This window comes from Streptomyces sp. NPDC057137 (genome assembly GCF_042670825.1).
In the GTDB taxonomy this organism is placed as follows: Bacteria; Actinomycetota; Actinomycetes; order Streptomycetales; family Streptomycetaceae; genus Streptomyces.
In genome coordinates, this window is the sequence record NZ_JBHUUW010000027.1 from 38,499 (window position 1) to 54,170 (window position 15,672).

Here is a 15,672-nt window from a genome sequence, read left to right on the forward strand (position 1 = left end):
AGTAAAGCGAGCGGGCCTCCCGGTGTCAACAGACCGCGACGGCGCCGGCACCAGCTCGGAGACGGGTGCCGGCGTCGGTGTCCGCGCGTCGGTGTCGGTGTGGTGCGTCGGTGTCGTTCGCCGGTGGCCGCTACCAGGTGGGCATGATCGCCTCGGGGTAGCGGGATCCCGCCGCTCCGTGCGGGAGGATCTCCTGGACGCGCGCGAGGTCCGCCGTCGAGAGTGTGACGTGCGCCGACGCGGTGTTCTCGGCGACGCGCAGCGGGCTACGGGTCCCCGGGATCGGCACGATGTCGTCGCCCCCGGCCAGCAGCCAAGCCAGCGCGAGTTGGGTGACCTTGATGCCCAACTCGTCAGCGAGTGCGTTCAGTTGACCGATCGCGGCCAGGTTCCTCTCGTAGTTGCCGGGCTGCCACCTGTCGTCCCAGCTGCGCATGTCGTCGGCGGGGTACTCCGAGGCCGGTTTCACCGTGCCGGTGAGGAAGCCCCGGCCGAGCGGGGAGTACGGCACGAACCCGATGCCCAACTCCCGTAGCACCGGCAGCACATCGGCCTCCACGGCACGCTCGAAAAGCGAGTACTCCGTCTGGAGCACGGAGACCGGGTGGACGGCGTGCGCGCGCCGGATGATGTCGGGTCCCGCCTCGCTCAGTCCGAGGTAACGCACCTTGCCTTCGGCGATCAGCTCGCCGACCGCTCCCGCCACGTCCTCGATCGGGACTTCCGGGTCGACGCGGTGCTGGTACAGCACATCGATGTGGTCGGTGCCGAGGTGGCGAAGGCTGTTCTCGGCGACGTCGCGGATACGTTCCGGGCGGCTGTCCGGTACGGTTCCGAACCGCTCCGGATCACTCAGGTCGAAGCCGAACTTGGTGGCGATCACGATGTCGTCGCGGAAGCCCTTCACCGCGCGGCCCAGCAGCTGCTCGTTGCTGCCGGTGCCCATGCCGTACAGCTCAGCGGTGTCGAAGAGGGTCACGCCGAGTTCGTACGCCCTGCGGATGGCGGCCGTGCCGCCGGACTCGTCGCCGGCGCCGTACGCCATGGTCATGCCCATCGTGCCGAGGCCGATCGCCCCGACCCGCAGGCCCTGGGTGCCGAGGGTGCGTCGCGGCAGGTTCTCACGGTGCTGTGTCATACCTCCGACGCTAGTGACGGAGGTCCGGAAGATCATGGGGCGAGGGCCGCGTATAATTGCCTGATCCTCTCACCAAGGAGTGCGTGCACCATGTCGGACCGTCCGGACCACCTTCACCGGCCGGATCAGCTTGACCGGCTCGCGGCGGCCGTCGCCCGGCACACCGACGGGCTGTGGAGCGACAGCGCCGTGCCACACCAGGTCCTGGTCGCGATCGACGAGCTCGTAGCGCCCACCGATCTGCTGTACGAGCCGATGATCTGCTTCATCGCCAAGGGGGCCAAGAGCGCCACCGCGGGCGAGCGGAGCTGGCTGACCGGGCGCGGCGAGATGTTCTTCAACCCGCTCGTGCTGCCGGTCACGGCCGTGTTCCACGAGGTGCCGTACCGGTCCACGGTGCTACGGCTCGACGGGCAGGTGCTCACCGATCTCCTGCTGGAACTCGACGGCGCGGAGCCCCGCACCTCGCCCGGTCCGGGCGGACAGATCACCGCCCCCATGACGCCGGAGATCGTCGACGCCGTCACCCGGTGGGTACGGCTGCTGGACAGCCCGGACGACATCCGCCCGCTGGCGGCCCGGTTCGAGGCCGAGATCCTGTACCGCCTGCTGGGCAGCCCGCTCGGTCCGACGCTGCGTCGGTTCACATCGGCCCATTCCGGTACGGCACGGGTGCGCGCCGCCGCCGCGTGGATCGCCGCGCACTACACCGAGCCGCTGAGCGTCGACACGATCGCGGCGGTGGCGCACATGAGCACGTCCACCCTCCACCGCCACTTCAAGGCCGCCACCGGAATGAGCCCGCTGCGCTTCCAGAAACAGCTCCGACTGCAGGAGGCGCGACGGCAGTTGGTCGCCGGTGACACCACGGCGGCGCTGGTCGCGGAAGCGGTCGGGTATGTGAGCGCGACGCAGTTCAACCGGGAGTACCGGCACGTCTACGGCCTGCCGCCCGCCACGGACGCGGCTCGCGTGCGCGGCCGGCTCGCGGGTGCCCGGCGATCGTAGGGTGCCCGGCTCGGTCCGGGGTCCGGGGGTCCGCTGGTCCCGAAAAGAAGGATCTGGCAGATCGAGGCCAGGAGCGCTATGGTCACCGCGATGACTACCTACTCTGCTCGATTGGGGGACCCGTCCGCGCAAGGTGAGTGCTGATGCTCACTGAGACCGCGAACGGGATTTCCCGCTCTCCCAGCTTTTCCTTCTGGCCGCGCGTGCGTGAGTTCGCCGTGCCGCCATCCATGATCGAGACTGCGACCGCCCGCCGCCGCGTCGGTGACTGGGCGGGGGCGTGCGCCGCCGCGGGCATCGATGTCGATTTCAATCCACGTTCCGTGGCACGCGCCCACGGCCGTGAACTCGCGACCCGACTCCGGGCCGATCTCCGCCAGTTGGCGCCTGACCTGCTGCGCTGGCACATGCCGAGGATCGCGCCCGACGGCCTGCTGCGCCCAGGTCTGACCGTCGCCCTGGCCCGGTACGAGGGTGGCGCGGGGCATGACGGGTCGGGGCGTGACAGGTCGGGACCTGTGCATCTCGTGGTCCGGACTCCGCCCGCGTGGGCGGACGCCGGTCAACGGATCAGCCTCACGCTGTGGGACGGATCCCTCGCCGACGCCGCCACACGCCATCATCCCCATCCCCGTCCCGACCGGCGGTTCCGGCTCGACCTGCACCGCCATCTGTGGGACGCGCGCAGGACCGACGAGCTTCGGACCCGGGCCGGGGCCTCACCCGGGACCAACTCACCGTCCCACGACGGCCGTTCGTCGCTGGACCCGGCCGTCCTGGAGAGGGTGCCGCCGGAGCGTCGCTGCGCCGTTGACCGGTGGGCCGCCGAGGCCGGGATTCTGCTCCGGGCCGAGGGACGGTCCGCCGGTGCCTTCACCGTACGGCTCGGGGCCCGGCGGCGGCTGGAGCTGGAGCTGGTGGCGGACGGTAACGGCTTCGGGCCGCTGCCCGTCCTGCGGATCGCGGCGCCGGAGAGGACCGGTCGGGCCCCCGCGCCGCCGCTCCTGCCCGACGCGGCGACCTGGGTGCTGCCCGACCTGGAGCTGCTCCGCGCCGGTGCGATCGAGGTCGACCGGCTGCACCCGTTGGTCGCCTCGGCACTCGTACCGGACCACACGCCGTCGACCGGTCCGGCCCGGATCCCGGAACCGGCGGGAGCGCCACGCCTTGTGGAGTGCCGGGGAGCGCGGCACCGAATCGGCCTGGTCGACGGGGTGTTGGCGCCGCTGGACCACGACCCGGTCGAGATCCGGCGGGAGGAGTTGCTGGCCACACTGACCGGTACTCCGCTCGCCTGTCTGCGGGCGATCGACGAGGCGCACCGAAGTCCGGACTGCCTCCCCGGTGTCCGCGAACGCCTCGACCACGGGGACGCCGCCGGTGCGCTGGCCGTCGTCGAGGGCCTGTTGGGCCCGGAAGCGCTGCTGCGCGACGGCGCTCTCCGGGACGAGCTGGAGGCCGCCGCGCAACGGCGGATCGTCTACGGCCTGTTCCGGGCGGGCATGGTCGGGCCCGGACCGAGGTCCGACCGCAAGATGCCGCACGGCCGACGTCCTCGTGGTCACCGCTCGCAACCGCGCGACGCTTCCACTCGCTGACGACGTGTCCACTCTCTGACGCGGAACCGATCGATCGCAGGGTCTCTCCGTACCCGCCTTCACTCTCCTCGCCAAGCGCCGCAAGCTCTCTTAGCTCTCCAACGAACCCAAAGGTGATGCCACTTGTCCACATGCACCCCGCTCGCGCCCACCGCCGTCCCCACCGACGGCGTTCCCGCCCCCGTCCAGACCTCCCAACTCGGCGTGGCCGGAGACCTGTTGGCGCTGCTGCGCGATACGACCACCGAGCCGCGCCGCGACGATCAGTTGGAGGCCCTGACCCTGGCCGTGGCCGCCGACCTGCCCGTACTGCTGTGGGGTGAGCCGGGGATCGGCAAGACCGCCGCGCTGACCCAGCTCGCCGCGTCGCTGGACCTGCCGCTGACCACCGTGATCGCCAGCGTGCACGAGCCCTCCGACTTCGCGGGACTGCCCGTCGTCGGGGACGATCCCGCCGAGCAGGGCGTCCCGATGGCCCCGCCGGACTGGGCGGTCCGGCTCGTACGGGCGGGGCGCGGGCTGCTGTTCCTGGACGAGTTGTCCACCGCGCCGCCGGCTGTTCAGGCCGCCCTGCTCCGTCTCGTACTGGAACGGCGGATCGGGGCCCTCCAACTGCCGCCCGACGTAAGGATCGTGGCCGCCGCCAATCCGCGCTCCTCGGCGGCCGACGGGTGGGAGCTGAGCCCGCCGCTGGCGAACCGGTTCGTTCATCTTCAGTGGACCCACGACCACGAGGTGGTGGTCCGCGGCCTCGGAGGGACGTGGCCCCGGGCGACCCTGCCGCGGCTCGACCCGCGGCGGTTGCCGGAGGCCGTGGACTTCGCCCGCCGTGCGGTGTGCGGGCTGCTCGCCGCGCGCGCCGGGCTCGTACACCGGCTGCCCAGCAACGAGACCCGGCAGGGCGGCCCTTGGCCGTCACCCCGCAGCTGGGAGATGACACTGCGCCTGATCGCTTTCGCGACCGCGTCCGGCTCCTCGCGGGACGTCCTCTCGCTGCTGGTGAGGGGCACGGTGGGAGACGGTCCGGGGCTGGAACTGCTGGCCAGTATGGACCGGATGGACCTCCCGGACCCCGAGACGCTTCTCGCCGATCCGGCGGGCGCCGCCCTGCCCGAGCGGGGCGATCTGCGCCAGGCCGTGCTCGACGGGGTGGTGCGGGCGGTGCGCGAGCGCCCGGAGAAGTCCCGCTGGGACGCGGCGTGGGCAGTCCTGGTGCGGGCGATGGAGACCGGAGCCCCGGACCTGGTGGTCGTCCCCGCGACCACGCTCGCCTCGCTGCGGCAGGAGGAGTGGGACGTACCGGCGTCGATCGACCGGCTGGCCGGGGCGGTGTCACTCTCGCGGCGGGCGGATCGCGCGGCGTCCCGCGCCGCGTCCGTCGCGAAGGCCCGCCGATGAGCCAGGACACCGACACCAGCACAGGCAGAGACGCGGACACGGGCGCGGATCAGCCGGGGAAGCTGGACCTCGACAAACTCTTCGCCGCCCGACTCCACGCCGTCCGCGTCCGCCCCTTCATGGCGACGGCCTTGTTCGCACTGCACGTGGTGGAGTCACGGCAGGTACCGACGATGGCCGTCGACCGGCACTGGCGGTGCTACGTCTCGCCGGCGTTCGTGGCCCGGACTCCGGTGGAGGAGCTGGCCGGGGTCTGGGTGCACGAGGTGTCGCATCTGCTCCGTGACCACCACGGACGCGGTGACCGGGTCGCGCGGGCGCGCGGGCTGACCGGCCCGGGGGAACGGCTGCGGATGAATATCGCGGCGGACTGCGAGATCAACGACGACGCGTTCGGCGACGGGCTGGTCGGGCCCCGGGACGCCGTCCGGCCGGGGGCGTTGGGGCTGCACAACGGGGAGCTGATGGAGGACTACCTGCGGCAGTTCCGGCTCGGACCGTACACGCAGGGCATGGTCTGGCTGGACTGCGGCAGTGGCGCCGACGGTCTGGAACGGGGCTGGGACCTCGGACCGGGCGGCTCGCACGGCCTCAGCGCGCAGGAACGCGACGCCGTCCGGTTCCGGGTGGCGCAGGGCATCAAGGCCCGCCCGGGGAATGCCCCGGAGGGGTGGCAGCGGTGGGCGGAGGAGGCGTTCCATCCGCCGCAGCCGTGGCGGGAGTTGCTGGGTGCGGCGGTCCGCTCGGCGACCAGCGGCTCCGGAGCGGGCGAGGACTACACGTACGGGCGGCCGTCGCGCCGCTCGGCCGGGGTGCCCGGCGCCGTACTGCCCAGCCTGCGTCGCCGGCCGCCCCGGGTCGCGGTCATCATCGACACGTCCGGGTCGGTCAGCGACTCCGAACTCGGCAGCGCGCTCCACGAGGTCGCCGCCATCTCCCGTGCCGTGGGCGGCCGTCGGGACCTGATCACGGTACTGCCGTGCGACGCGGCGTCCGAGATCGTGCACCCGCTGTGCCGGGCCGCCGGGATTCCCCTGGTGGGTGGCGGGGGTACGGATCTGCGTACGGGCTTCGCCAGGGTGCTCCGGAAGGGGCCGCGACCGGATGTCATCGTGGTCCTGACCGACGGGCAGACCCCCTGGCCCACCACCCGGCCACCGTGCCGGACGGTGGTGGGCCTGTTCGACCGGACCTCCGGGTCGTGGGACGAGGACGACCCCGACTACGTGCCGGACTCGCCGCCCCCGTGGGCGCGCGTGGTCTCCATCGGGTAGGCGCGCGCTGGATGCCGTCGACCGGTTCACGGCAGAGCGGACAGGCGGGCGCGCCGCCGTACTCGTATCCGCCGCACCGCGCACCGCGGCGCGGGGCCGCTCCGACCGCGGGTCTCACCATGCGCGTCTCGTCCCCCGTACGCCGTTGCCGATGGGATGGTCCCCTCAGGCCGGCGGCGGGGCGCTCGTGTCGCGGAGGATCAGGTTCATCGGGATCAGAGTCGGTTCGCGGTCGAACTCCGAGGTCATGAGGAGTTCGAGCGTCTCCACGGCCGTCTTGCCGAGTTGGTTCCTGGCACCGGACACCGTCGTGAGGCGGCCCGGTGACGGCTGGCTGTCGAGTGCGAGGTCGTCGCAGCCGATGACGGACATTTCGGTGGGCACGGTGACTCCGCGCTCCTCCAGCGCGGCCATCGCTCCCAGCGCGACGAGGTCGTTGTACGCGACGATCGCGGTGGCGTCCGAGTCGTGCTCGGTGAGCGCGGCGACCGCCTGGTGGCCGTGGCGGCTGGTCGTACCGCAGGGGACGACCGTCACCCGCAGTCCGAAGGCCGCCGCCGCGTCGAAGGCCCGGATGCGCTCGGCGTTGGCCCATGAGGTCTCGGGGCCGCTGAGGTAGAGCACCCGGCGGTGGCCGAGCTGGGTCAGATGTCCGCAGACCAGGGCCATCCCGCCGTAGAAGTCCACGGAGACGGACGGGGTGCTGAGGCCGGGCGCCATCCTGTTCACCAGGACCATCGGCCGTGAGTGGAGGGCGAGTTCGGCGAGTGACGCGCGGTCCATACGGGTCGAGCAGAGCAGCACCCCGTCGCAGGAGCGCATGAGGTCGAGGGCGAGGTCGTACTCGCTCGCGGCGTCCTCGTCGGACTCCATGATCATGACGCGGCGTCCGTAGCCCCGGGCCGCGCGGGAGACCGCCTTGAGGACATCCGGGAAGTAGGGATTCGCCAGATCGGGGACGAGCACGCCGATCGCGCCCGCCTCGCCTCTCGCGAGCCCTTGCGCGGCGGCGTTCGGCCGGTATCCCAGGTCGGCCACCGCGTCCTGGACCCGTCTGACCAGCGACGCGTCGACCTTGGCGGTGCCGTTGAGCACGCGCGAGACCGTGGAGGTCGAGACGCCGGCGGCCGCGCCGACGTCTCGGATGGTCACCCGGGGCCGTTCGGACCCGTTCGTCCTGCCGACCCGTTCCCGCGACTTGCTCAAGGACGCCTCCGATTCCGATGCCGGTACCCAATCATGCCGAGGCGGAGCCCCTTGCCCGCACCCCTTCGGTCCGCCGAGGTCGTACGACCTGCGCACTCACTGTGAAAACGTTTCCTGAAACTTACCAGTGAGATGTCGCCCCACGCGAGGTCTCTACATAACCCCAGCTCAGAGCCGTACGGTTACAAGCATTCGACCATCTCGTTAAGTTGATCTTGTGAAAACGCTTGCTCAGCCGGATGGCCGCCTCTAGCCTCATCCGCACCTCGGGCCCTCCGGTTCGGCGTGAACGACAGCAGGAGGTCATTGATGCTCAGAAGAAAATGGGTCGGGGCGGCGGGAGCCCTCGCCCTGACGGGGACGGCGCTCGCCGGCTGTGGCACGAGCGGCGACAGTTCCGCGTCGTCCACGCTCACCATCTGGGACTTCTCGGCGGAGCAGACCGACTTCCACAAGAAGGTCGCCGCCCAGTACGCCAAGGAGACGGGCACCGAGATCGAGTGGCGGTCGATCTCCCAGGACGAGTACGTGAAGACCCTGCCGCTCGCCTTCCAGAGCAAGCAGGGCCCGGACATCTTCTACTGGCGGCCCGCCGGCCCCACCGACATGGCCCAGCTGCTCGACCAGAAGTGGATCCAGCCGCTGAACGGCGACGGCAAGGTGCCGAAGTCCTTCACCGACCGGTGGCCCGAGGGCTCCTTCGTGGAGGGAATCAACACCCACGAGGGGAAGACGTACGGCTTCCCGTTCTCCGAGAACCTCTACTGGGGTCCGGGCTACATGTTCCTCAACAAGAAGGTGTTCAAGGACGCCGGGCTCGACCCCGACACCCCTCCCGCCACCTGGTCGGAACTCACGGACGCCTGCGAGCAGATCACGGACAGGACCGACGCTTCCTGCATCGCCTCGCCCAACAAGGGACTTGACCTCCAGCGCATCTGGTACGCGCTCGCGTCGGGCGCCTCGACGGATCTCTTCTTCGACTTCCAGAAGGGCAAGTTCGCCTTGGACGACCCGCAGGCGCTGAAGACGTTCGACTACATCCAGGATCTCCAGAAGAAGAAGTACATCGCGCCGGGACTCAACGACAAGAACTTCAGCCGCCAGCAGTTCGCCGTCGGCCAGGCCGCCGTCTATCTGGACGGCACCTGGGTGCCCAGCGTCTGGAACAGCCAGGGGTTCAAGGCCGATCAGTACACCGTCGCGCCACGCCCCGTTCCCGACGGCGGCGCGACCGGCGCGCTGGCCCGCCAGCACGACGGCAACAAGTACTGGGTGAGCGCCCAGACCAAGAAGTCGGCGGAGTCCTGGAAGTTCCTCCAGTGGATGACCGACTCCGACGGGTACTTCGCGAAGGAGTACCTCAAGGCCGGCTTCGGCACCCTCGCCTTCACGGACAACGCCAAGCTCATCGACGATCCCGCCATCCAGAAGATCATGAAGATCGCGGAGCGGCCGGGCTACCGCGTCGAAGTACCCGTGGCCGTAAGGAAATGCCCCGACCTGGTCAAGTCGAGCGCCTACGTCAAGGCGATCTCGGAGCGGCCCAACTGGGAGTACGAAGCGATGGTCGAGGCCCTGACCAGTGGCAAACCGCTCGCGCCGGAGGCGAAGAAGCTCGTCGCCGAACGCCAGCGGATCCTGGAATCGGAACTCAAGAAGGAAGCGGCGTCCGGACTCAAGGTGTCGATCGACTGCTACACCTTCGCGGACTGGAAGTACACCGAGGACTACCCGCAGGAGAAGTACCCGAAGTAGTCCGGGCAGTCCGGCGATTCCCGCCGGACTACCCCGGCCGGTGATTCCCGCCGAACTCCCCCGGCCGGTGATCCTCCGCACCCTCCAGCTCCAGAACCAAGGAAGTTTCTATGGTTTCCGCACGGACCGCCGCGCCACCCCCAGTCGGGGCGCCGGCACCCCTGCCTCACGACGACGGACCGCAGAAGAAGGGAAAGCCGAAGCGCGACAAGGGGCAGGACCGGCCGAACGACGGCGAGCGCCCCCGTGAGCGGGCCAAAGGATGGAACCGGATATGGGTCGCGCTCTTCCTGGCGCCCTTCCTCCTGCTCTATCTGGGCTTCACCCTCTGGCCGTTGGCGGCCACGGTCTACTACTCGTTCTTCGACTGGTCCGGCAGCGGCCCGGTGGAGGACTATGTCGGCGCGGGCAACTACAGCTCGATCCTCACCGATGAACTGTTCTGGCTGGCGGTCGCCAACACCCTGATATTCGCCGTCCTCACCACGGTGATCAAACTTCCGCTCTCCCTCATCGCGGCCGTGCTCTTCACCAGGAAATGGCTGCGGGGCAAGAAGTTCTTCCGTACGACGTTCTTCGCACCGCTCATCATTCCGGTGGCCATGGCCGGTCTCGTCTTCACCTATCTGCTCAACCCGTCCAACGGCGCCCTGAACGCGCTGCTGCGGGACATCGGCCTCATCGACGAATCGGTGGACGTCTTCGCCTCCCGCTGGAGCGCGTTGATCGCACTGGTACTCATCTCGGTGTGGCAGGTCTTCGGCCAGTACGTCATCTACTGGATGGCCGCCATCCAGAACGTGCCCGAGGAGTTGTACGAGGCCGCCGAACTCGACGGCGCCACGGAATGGCAGAAACTCACCCGCATCACGCTGCCCATCATCAAGCCGGTGGCCGTCGTCATCCTGCTGCTCGGCCTGGTCAACGCCATGCATGTGTTCGGACTCGTCGTCACCCTCACCGGCGGCGGTCCCGGGACCAGCACCTATGTCGTCTCGTACTTCATCTACGACCGGGCGTTCGGCACCGTCCCCTTCGCCTACGGCTATGCCTCCGCCGCCGCTCTCCTCTTCTCCGTCATCGCCTTCCTGATCGTCATGAGCCAGGGCTTCTTCGTCCGGCGCGCACAGAAACTCCGGAAGGAGTACGGAGTCTGATGGACGCCGACACGAAAAGGCGCCGCCGTCCCCTGGCCAGGGGAACGCGCCTCAATCTCATCACGCTGCCGCTGCTCCTGGTGGTCTCGCTCCTGTGGATCTACCCGTTCCTGTGGACGGTGTCGGGTGCATTCAAGACGCAGACAGGCCTGTTCACCGGTGGGGCGAGCCTGATACCCGACCAGCTCAACTTCGACAATTTCCGGCGGGCCTGGGTGAACGCCGGATTCTCCCGCTACTTCTACAACACCGTCCTGTACACGGTGATCCCCACCTTCGTGGAGCTGGTGAAGTCGGCGCTGTGCGGCTACATTCTCGCGCGGTACGAATTCCCCGGCCGCAAGCTGCTGCACCGCACCATCGTGGCGACGCTGTTCATTCCGGTCGCCTCGATCATCATTCCGCAGTTCGTGCTCGTGGAGCAGCTCGGCCTGCTCAACACCCGGGCCGGTGTGATCCTGGCGATGTCCGGCGCGGCGGGAGCACTGTATGTGCTGCTGTTCATCGGGTTCTTCGCCAGCGTGCCCCCGGATCTGTTCGACGCGGCCAAGCTGGACGGCGCCGGATTCCTGCGCACCTTCTGGCTGGTACTGCCGCTCGCGAAACCGGTGATCGCGGTGGTGGTGATCTTCCAATTCGTCACCAACTGGAACGAGTTCAACATCCCGCTGGTCTTCACCCTGGGTCAGCCGGAACTCCAGAATCTCGCGGTCGGAATGCTCTCGTTCAAGGGTGAACACTCCGTCGACTGGACCGGGTTCGCGGCCGGAATGACGATCTCCTTCCTGCCGATGCTCCTTGTCTTCATCTTCTTCCAGAGCTACTTCGTGCGTGGCCTGGCCGGCGCGACCAAGGAGTGACCCGAGTGACCGAAGCGATTGAAGCAATTGAAGCGACTGACGTGGCCCGATCAGCTCCGACCGGCTCGGACGGCGTCTTCGCCTACACCTGGGACATCGTGGGCGACCCGGCCGCCGCCGAGCGACTGGCCGAACTGGGTGTCGGCTCGGTGACGCTCCAGGCGAGCTACCACGCCGTACGGGCGATCACTCCCCGCCACCCGCACCACCGCGTCGTGCACGCCACGCACGCCGCCGCGTACTTCCCGCTGTCGGCCGACATCTGGCAAGGACAGCGGCTGAGACCTCCCGCCCCCTCCTGGGGTGTCGAGGTACCCGACCGGTTCGGCGCGGCAACCACCGCGCTGGCCGGGGCGGGGCTGCGTACGGAGGCGTGGCTCGTGCTCACCCACTCCTCGGCGCTCGGCGACCGGGCCCCCGAACTGACCGTGCGCAACGCCTACGGCGAGCGGTACGCGTACGCGCTCTGCCCCGCGCACCCGGACGTCGAGTCGTACGCCGTCAATCTCGCCCGGGAGATCTGCACCCGGTACGACGACGTGCCCGCGCTGATGCTGGAGGCGTGCGGCTGGCTGGGCTTCGAGCACGGCAGCCATCACGAGAAGACCCACGGGGCCGACCTCTCCCCCGGCTGCCGCGCGCTGCTGTCGGTGTGCCTCTGCGCGGCCTGCCGTGCGGCGCTCGCGGACGGCAGCGCCGGCGGGGACGGGGCGAGCGGTGGGCTGGACGCCGACGAACTGGCGCGGGACATCCGTACCGCCGTGGACGGGGAGCTGCGGGAGGGCCGCACCGTCGCACCCTCCCTGGCCGAGACGCTCGGCGAGGACCGCGCCCAGCGGCTGTTCGACCACCGGCGGTCCGTCATAGCCGGGCTGGCGCGCCGTATCGCCGCCGTCGCGGGTGGGCGGGAGTTGCTGCTGATGGCCGAGGACAGCCCGCAGTCGACCGGGCCGGACAGCGCGCTGGACCTCGCCCGGTACGACGGGCCGGCCGACGCGTACGTCCTCAAGTGCTGGGACGAGCCGGACGCGGCGCTGACACGGGTGAAGGACGCGGCGCAGAACACCGCCGTCCCGATCGTCGCCAACGTCTCCGTCATAGACGATCCACCGGGCGAACTCGCCTCCCGGGTGGCCGGACTGCGTGCCGCCGGCGCGCGGGACATCCGCTTCTACCACGCTGGGCTGGCCTCGTCCGCCAGGCTCGAAGCCCTGCGATCCGCCGTACGGGGGACTCATCAATGACGCTCACCGGTATCTACGCCATGGACCCGGCGCGTTTCGACGACGTGTACGGCCCCGAGGAGCGCGCGGCCATCGAGCGGTACGTCACCGTCCCCGGCCCCAATCGCTCGGCGGACCAGCTCCGGCCGGACCAACTCGCCGCCGCCCAGGTCCTGATCACCGGCTGGGGCGCGCCCCGGCTCGACGCGGAACTGCTCGCGTCCGCGCCCCGGCTCGAACTCGTGCTGTACGGAGCGGCGTCGGTGCGCCCCCTCGTCACCACCGACTCCTGGCAGCGCGGGATCCGGGTCAGTGCCGCCGGGTCGGTCATCGCCGACTGCGTCGCCGAATTCACCCTCGCCCAGGTCCTGTTCGCGCTGAAGCACGGCTGGCGGTACGTCCTGCGGTCCCGCGCCACTCGCGCGCCGGTCCGCAGGCAGGCCGAACCGGGCACCGAAGGCGCCGTGGTGGGGCTGGTCTCGCTCGGGGCCACCGGCCGCGCCACGGCCCGGCTGCTCACCCGGCACGCGGTACGTGTCCAGGTCCACGACCCGTACGCCGATCCGGCCGACGCGGCGGCGCTCGGCGTCCAACTCACCGGGCTCGACGAGCTGTTCGCGACGAGCGACGTCGTCAGCCTGCACACTCCGCTGCTTCCCGCGACGCGGGGCATGGTCGACGGCCGGCTCCTGGAGTCGATGAAGCGGGACGCGACTCTGATCAACACGGCGCGCGGCGGGCTGATCGACGAGGAGGCACTGGTGGTCGTGGCGGCCCGCCGGCCTGATCTCTTCTTCGCGCTCGACGTCACCGATCCGGAGCCGCCGCCGGTCGGATCGCCGTTGTTCGCCCTGGAGAACATCGTCGTGACCCCGCACCTCGCGGGAAACCTCGGGCCGGAACGCAGACGCCTGGGCCGGGCCATGGCGGAGGAACTGGCGCGGTACGCGAGCGGGCAACGGCTGCGGCACGAAGTGACCGCCGACAGAATGGAGTTCGCGGCATGAGCGGCGGCGATACGAACGGTGCGGTCGGCGGTCCGACGAGCGGTCCGGACGGTACGGCGGGCGGGGAGCCGTACACCCTGGTGATGCTGCCGCCGCAGGCGTCGGCGACCGAGGAGTGGGGCGACCGGCTGGAGCGGGAGCTGCCCGGCATCCGCGTCCTCCGGCCGCGAGAGTCCCAGGCGGCCGCGGCGGCGCTGCGGGAGGCGGACGCCGCGTACGGCACCCTCCCCGCGGACCTGCTGCCGCACGCCGAACGGCTGCGCTGGCTCCAGGTTCCCCAGGCCGGGCCCCCGCCCGGCTTCTACTATCCGGCGCTGATCGAGCACCCGGTCCGCGTCACCAACATGCGCGACACCTACACCGACCACGTGGCCGCGCACACCTTGGCACTCGTCCTGGCCCTGTCACGTGGTCTGCCGCGCTACGTACGCGACCAGCAGGCCGTGCGGTGGGCACCGGACTGGGACCCCGGTTCGGTGGTGCCGCTGACGGAGAGCCGCGCCCTGGTCGTCGGGGTGGGAGCCGTGGGCGCGGAGGTCGGGCGGCTGCTCGCCGCCTTCGGCACCGAGGTCGAAGGCATCGACACCCGGCGTACGGAAGCGGCCGAGGGTTTCACCCGGATCCACCCGGCGGGCCGCCTGGACGCCCAACTCCCCCTGGCGGACTTCGTCGTGCTGACCGTGCCGCACACCCCGCACACCGAGGGGCTGATCGACACCGCGCGGCTGGCCCTCATGAAGCCCACCGCCTGCCTGGTCAACATCGGGCGCGGGCCCACGGTCCGGCTCGACGCGCTCGTCGAGGCGCTTGACGCCGGTCGGCTGCGCGGGGCCGCGCTCGATGTGTTCGAGACCGAACCACTCCCGGCGGAGCACCCGTTGTGGCGTCGCCCCGACGTCCTCATCACGCCGCATGTCGCGGGCGCCGGTCCGCACGCGGACGAGCGGCGGTTCGCCGTGCTTCTGGAGAACGCCCGGCGGTTCATGACCGGTGAGCCGCTGATCAACGTGGTGGACAAGGCCGAATGGCACTGACCGGCGGACGCGGGAGCGGAGTGCGGCCCCGTCGCCTCCGCCCCGCGCCGCCGGCCCCCCGAGTTTCCTGATGCTGGTGCCGACGGAACCGACACCAGGATTGTCATGCGCATGAGTATTGACAGGAGGTTGATACCCCCACCAGCACGGCAACCGACCGCTTTTCCGAACAGGAGTCGCACATGTACAAGATCACTTCCTCCCGCACCAACCGCCGCCGGGCGGCCTGTGTCTTCGCCTCGCTGGGCCTCGGCGCCACGCTGCTCACCGCGGGCCCCACGGCCGTCGCGGCGGAGTCGGCCGCCTGCGAGTCGCCCTCCAAGGTGCTCGGGCTGACCAGCAACTGGAAGATACAGCTGCCGGTCGACGACCCCAACGCCTCCGGCACCCAGCCGCTGGAGATCAAGCAGCCGGCCCTCGCCTCGTACAACAACGCCCCCTGGTTCACGCCGACTTCGGCGTGCGACGGGGTGAAGTTCCGCGCCGCCGTCAACGGGGCGACCACGACGAACACGTCCTACCCGCGCTCGGAACTGCGGGAGATGACGAGCAACGGCGCCGGCAACGCCAGTTGGTCGTCCACCTCGGGTACCCACACCCTCATCATCGACCAGGCCATCAACAAACTGCCCGCCACCAAGAGCCATGTGGTGGCCGGTCAGATCCACGACGGCAACGACCGGTCGGTCTTCCGCCTCGAAGGCACCAGTCTGTACGTCACCAAGGACAACGACACCCACTTCAAGCTCCTCACCAACTCCTACAAGTTGGGAACGAAGTTCGAGGCGAAGTTCGTCGTCGGCGGCGGCAACATCAAGGCGTACTACAACGGGGTCCTGCAGACGACCATCCCGGTGAAGTTCACCACCGGGTACTTCAAGGCGGGCGTCTACACCCAGGCGAACTGCGGCAATTCCTCGCCCTGTGACACGAGCAACTACGGCGAGGTGACCGTGTACAACGTCAGCGTCAAGCACAGCTGACCCGAGCCCCGGCCCGGCGGGTGTGGCG

Annotated in this window: 13 protein-coding genes; 11 read left to right on the forward strand and 2 right to left on the reverse strand. The window is 70.0% G+C overall.

The window, feature by feature from the left end:
• Nucleotides 1-130 precede the first annotated feature (130 nt).
• Entirely contained in the window at nt 131-1,138 is a 1,008-nt protein-coding gene (locus ACFT9I_RS21735; RefSeq protein ID WP_382566515.1) for an aldo/keto reductase, read from the reverse strand.
• A 90-nt stretch (nt 1,139-1,228) separates the two neighbouring features.
• Between ACFT9I_RS21735 and ACFT9I_RS21740 the strand changes: the two genes are divergently transcribed.
• The 4 genes from ACFT9I_RS21740 to ACFT9I_RS21755 all read left to right on the forward strand — a co-directional run bounded on the left by ACFT9I_RS21740 (nt 1,229) and on the right by ACFT9I_RS21755 (nt 6,416).
• Nucleotides 1,229-2,146 carry an AraC family transcriptional regulator N-terminal domain-containing protein gene (locus tag ACFT9I_RS21740; RefSeq protein WP_382566517.1) on the forward strand — a complete coding sequence of 306 codons (918 nt, stop codon included), beginning with the start codon at nt 1,229-1,231 and terminating at the stop codon, nt 2,144-2,146.
• Between the two features lie 143 nt (nt 2,147-2,289).
• Nucleotides 2,290-3,744: a hypothetical protein gene (locus ACFT9I_RS21745; RefSeq protein WP_382566518.1), complete on the forward strand. Its 1,455-nt coding sequence runs from the start codon at nt 2,290-2,292 to the stop codon at nt 3,742-3,744.
• 123 nt (nt 3,745-3,867) lie between these two features.
• Nucleotides 3,868-5,142: an AAA family ATPase gene (locus ACFT9I_RS21750; protein WP_382566519.1), complete on the forward strand. Its 1,275-nt coding sequence runs from the start codon at nt 3,868-3,870 to the stop codon at nt 5,140-5,142.
• Entirely contained in the window at nt 5,139-6,416 is a 1,278-nt protein-coding gene (locus tag ACFT9I_RS21755) for a VWA-like domain-containing protein (protein WP_382566521.1), read from the forward strand. Before ACFT9I_RS21750 ends, ACFT9I_RS21755 begins: the two co-directional genes overlap by 4 nt.
• A gap of 165 nt (nt 6,417-6,581) precedes the next feature.
• Here ACFT9I_RS21755 and ACFT9I_RS21760 read toward each other — a convergent pair whose 3' ends face one another.
• Complete coding sequence (locus ACFT9I_RS21760; protein ID WP_382566523.1) at nt 6,582-7,568, reverse strand: LacI family DNA-binding transcriptional regulator; 987 nt, start codon at nt 7,566-7,568, stop codon at nt 6,582-6,584.
• Between the two features lie 363 nt (nt 7,569-7,931).
• On the opposite strand from ACFT9I_RS21760, the gene ACFT9I_RS21765 reads away from it, so the two are divergent.
• The 7 genes from ACFT9I_RS21765 (at nt 7,932) to ACFT9I_RS21795 (ending at nt 15,644) form a co-directional block, all read left to right on the forward strand.
• Nucleotides 7,932-9,380 carry an ABC transporter substrate-binding protein gene (locus ACFT9I_RS21765; protein ID WP_382566525.1) on the forward strand — a complete coding sequence of 483 codons (1,449 nt, stop codon included), beginning with the start codon at nt 7,932-7,934 and terminating at the stop codon, nt 9,378-9,380.
• A gap of 110 nt (nt 9,381-9,490) precedes the next feature.
• Entirely contained in the window at nt 9,491-10,537 is a 1,047-nt protein-coding gene (locus ACFT9I_RS21770) for a carbohydrate ABC transporter permease (RefSeq protein WP_382566527.1), read from the forward strand.
• The gene (locus ACFT9I_RS21775; RefSeq protein ID WP_382566528.1) at nt 10,537-11,397 is read left to right on the forward strand and encodes a carbohydrate ABC transporter permease; all 861 of its coding nucleotides are present in this window, start codon (nt 10,537-10,539) and stop codon (nt 11,395-11,397) included. Before ACFT9I_RS21770 ends, ACFT9I_RS21775 begins: the two co-directional genes overlap by 1 nt.
• A gap of 5 nt (nt 11,398-11,402) precedes the next feature.
• Nucleotides 11,403-12,641, forward strand: a complete 1,239-nt coding sequence (locus tag ACFT9I_RS21780) for a hypothetical protein (protein WP_382566530.1) — start codon at nt 11,403-11,405, stop codon at nt 12,639-12,641.
• On the forward strand, nt 12,638-13,627 hold the full coding sequence (locus tag ACFT9I_RS21785) for a hydroxyacid dehydrogenase (protein WP_382566532.1): 990 nt from the start codon (nt 12,638-12,640) through the stop codon (nt 13,625-13,627). Before ACFT9I_RS21780 ends, ACFT9I_RS21785 begins: the two co-directional genes overlap by 4 nt.
• On the forward strand, nt 13,624-14,661 hold the full coding sequence (locus ACFT9I_RS21790; RefSeq protein WP_382566533.1) for a D-2-hydroxyacid dehydrogenase: 1,038 nt from the start codon (nt 13,624-13,626) through the stop codon (nt 14,659-14,661). Before ACFT9I_RS21785 ends, ACFT9I_RS21790 begins: the two co-directional genes overlap by 4 nt.
• Nucleotides 14,662-14,843: 182 nt before the next feature.
• Complete coding sequence (locus ACFT9I_RS21795; RefSeq protein ID WP_382566535.1) at nt 14,844-15,644, forward strand: polysaccharide lyase family 7 protein; 801 nt, start codon at nt 14,844-14,846, stop codon at nt 15,642-15,644.
• Nucleotides 15,645-15,672 lie beyond the last annotated feature (28 nt).

Excerpts from the sequence above, each read along its gene's own strand:
- ACFT9I_RS21790 (WP_382566533.1), top strand. The coding sequence starts at position 13,624 with ATGAGCGGCGGCGATACGAACGGTGCGGTCGGCGGTCCGACGAGCGGT.
- ACFT9I_RS21735 (WP_382566515.1), bottom strand. The coding sequence starts at position 1,138 with ATGACACAGCACCGTGAGAACCTGCCGCGACGCACCCTCGGCACCCAG.
- ACFT9I_RS21765 (WP_382566525.1), top strand. The coding sequence starts at position 7,932 with ATGCTCAGAAGAAAATGGGTCGGGGCGGCGGGAGCCCTCGCCCTGACG.
- ACFT9I_RS21755 (WP_382566521.1), top strand. The coding sequence starts at position 5,139 with ATGAGCCAGGACACCGACACCAGCACAGGCAGAGACGCGGACACGGGC.
- ACFT9I_RS21745 (WP_382566518.1), top strand. The coding sequence starts at position 2,290 with ATGCTCACTGAGACCGCGAACGGGATTTCCCGCTCTCCCAGCTTTTCC.
- ACFT9I_RS21740 (WP_382566517.1), top strand. The coding sequence starts at position 1,229 with ATGTCGGACCGTCCGGACCACCTTCACCGGCCGGATCAGCTTGACCGG.
- ACFT9I_RS21785 (WP_382566532.1), top strand. The coding sequence starts at position 12,638 with ATGACGCTCACCGGTATCTACGCCATGGACCCGGCGCGTTTCGACGAC.
- ACFT9I_RS21775 (WP_382566528.1), top strand. The coding sequence starts at position 10,537 with ATGGACGCCGACACGAAAAGGCGCCGCCGTCCCCTGGCCAGGGGAACG.
- ACFT9I_RS21770 (WP_382566527.1), top strand. The coding sequence starts at position 9,491 with ATGGTTTCCGCACGGACCGCCGCGCCACCCCCAGTCGGGGCGCCGGCA.
- ACFT9I_RS21795 (WP_382566535.1), top strand. The coding sequence starts at position 14,844 with ATGTACAAGATCACTTCCTCCCGCACCAACCGCCGCCGGGCGGCCTGT.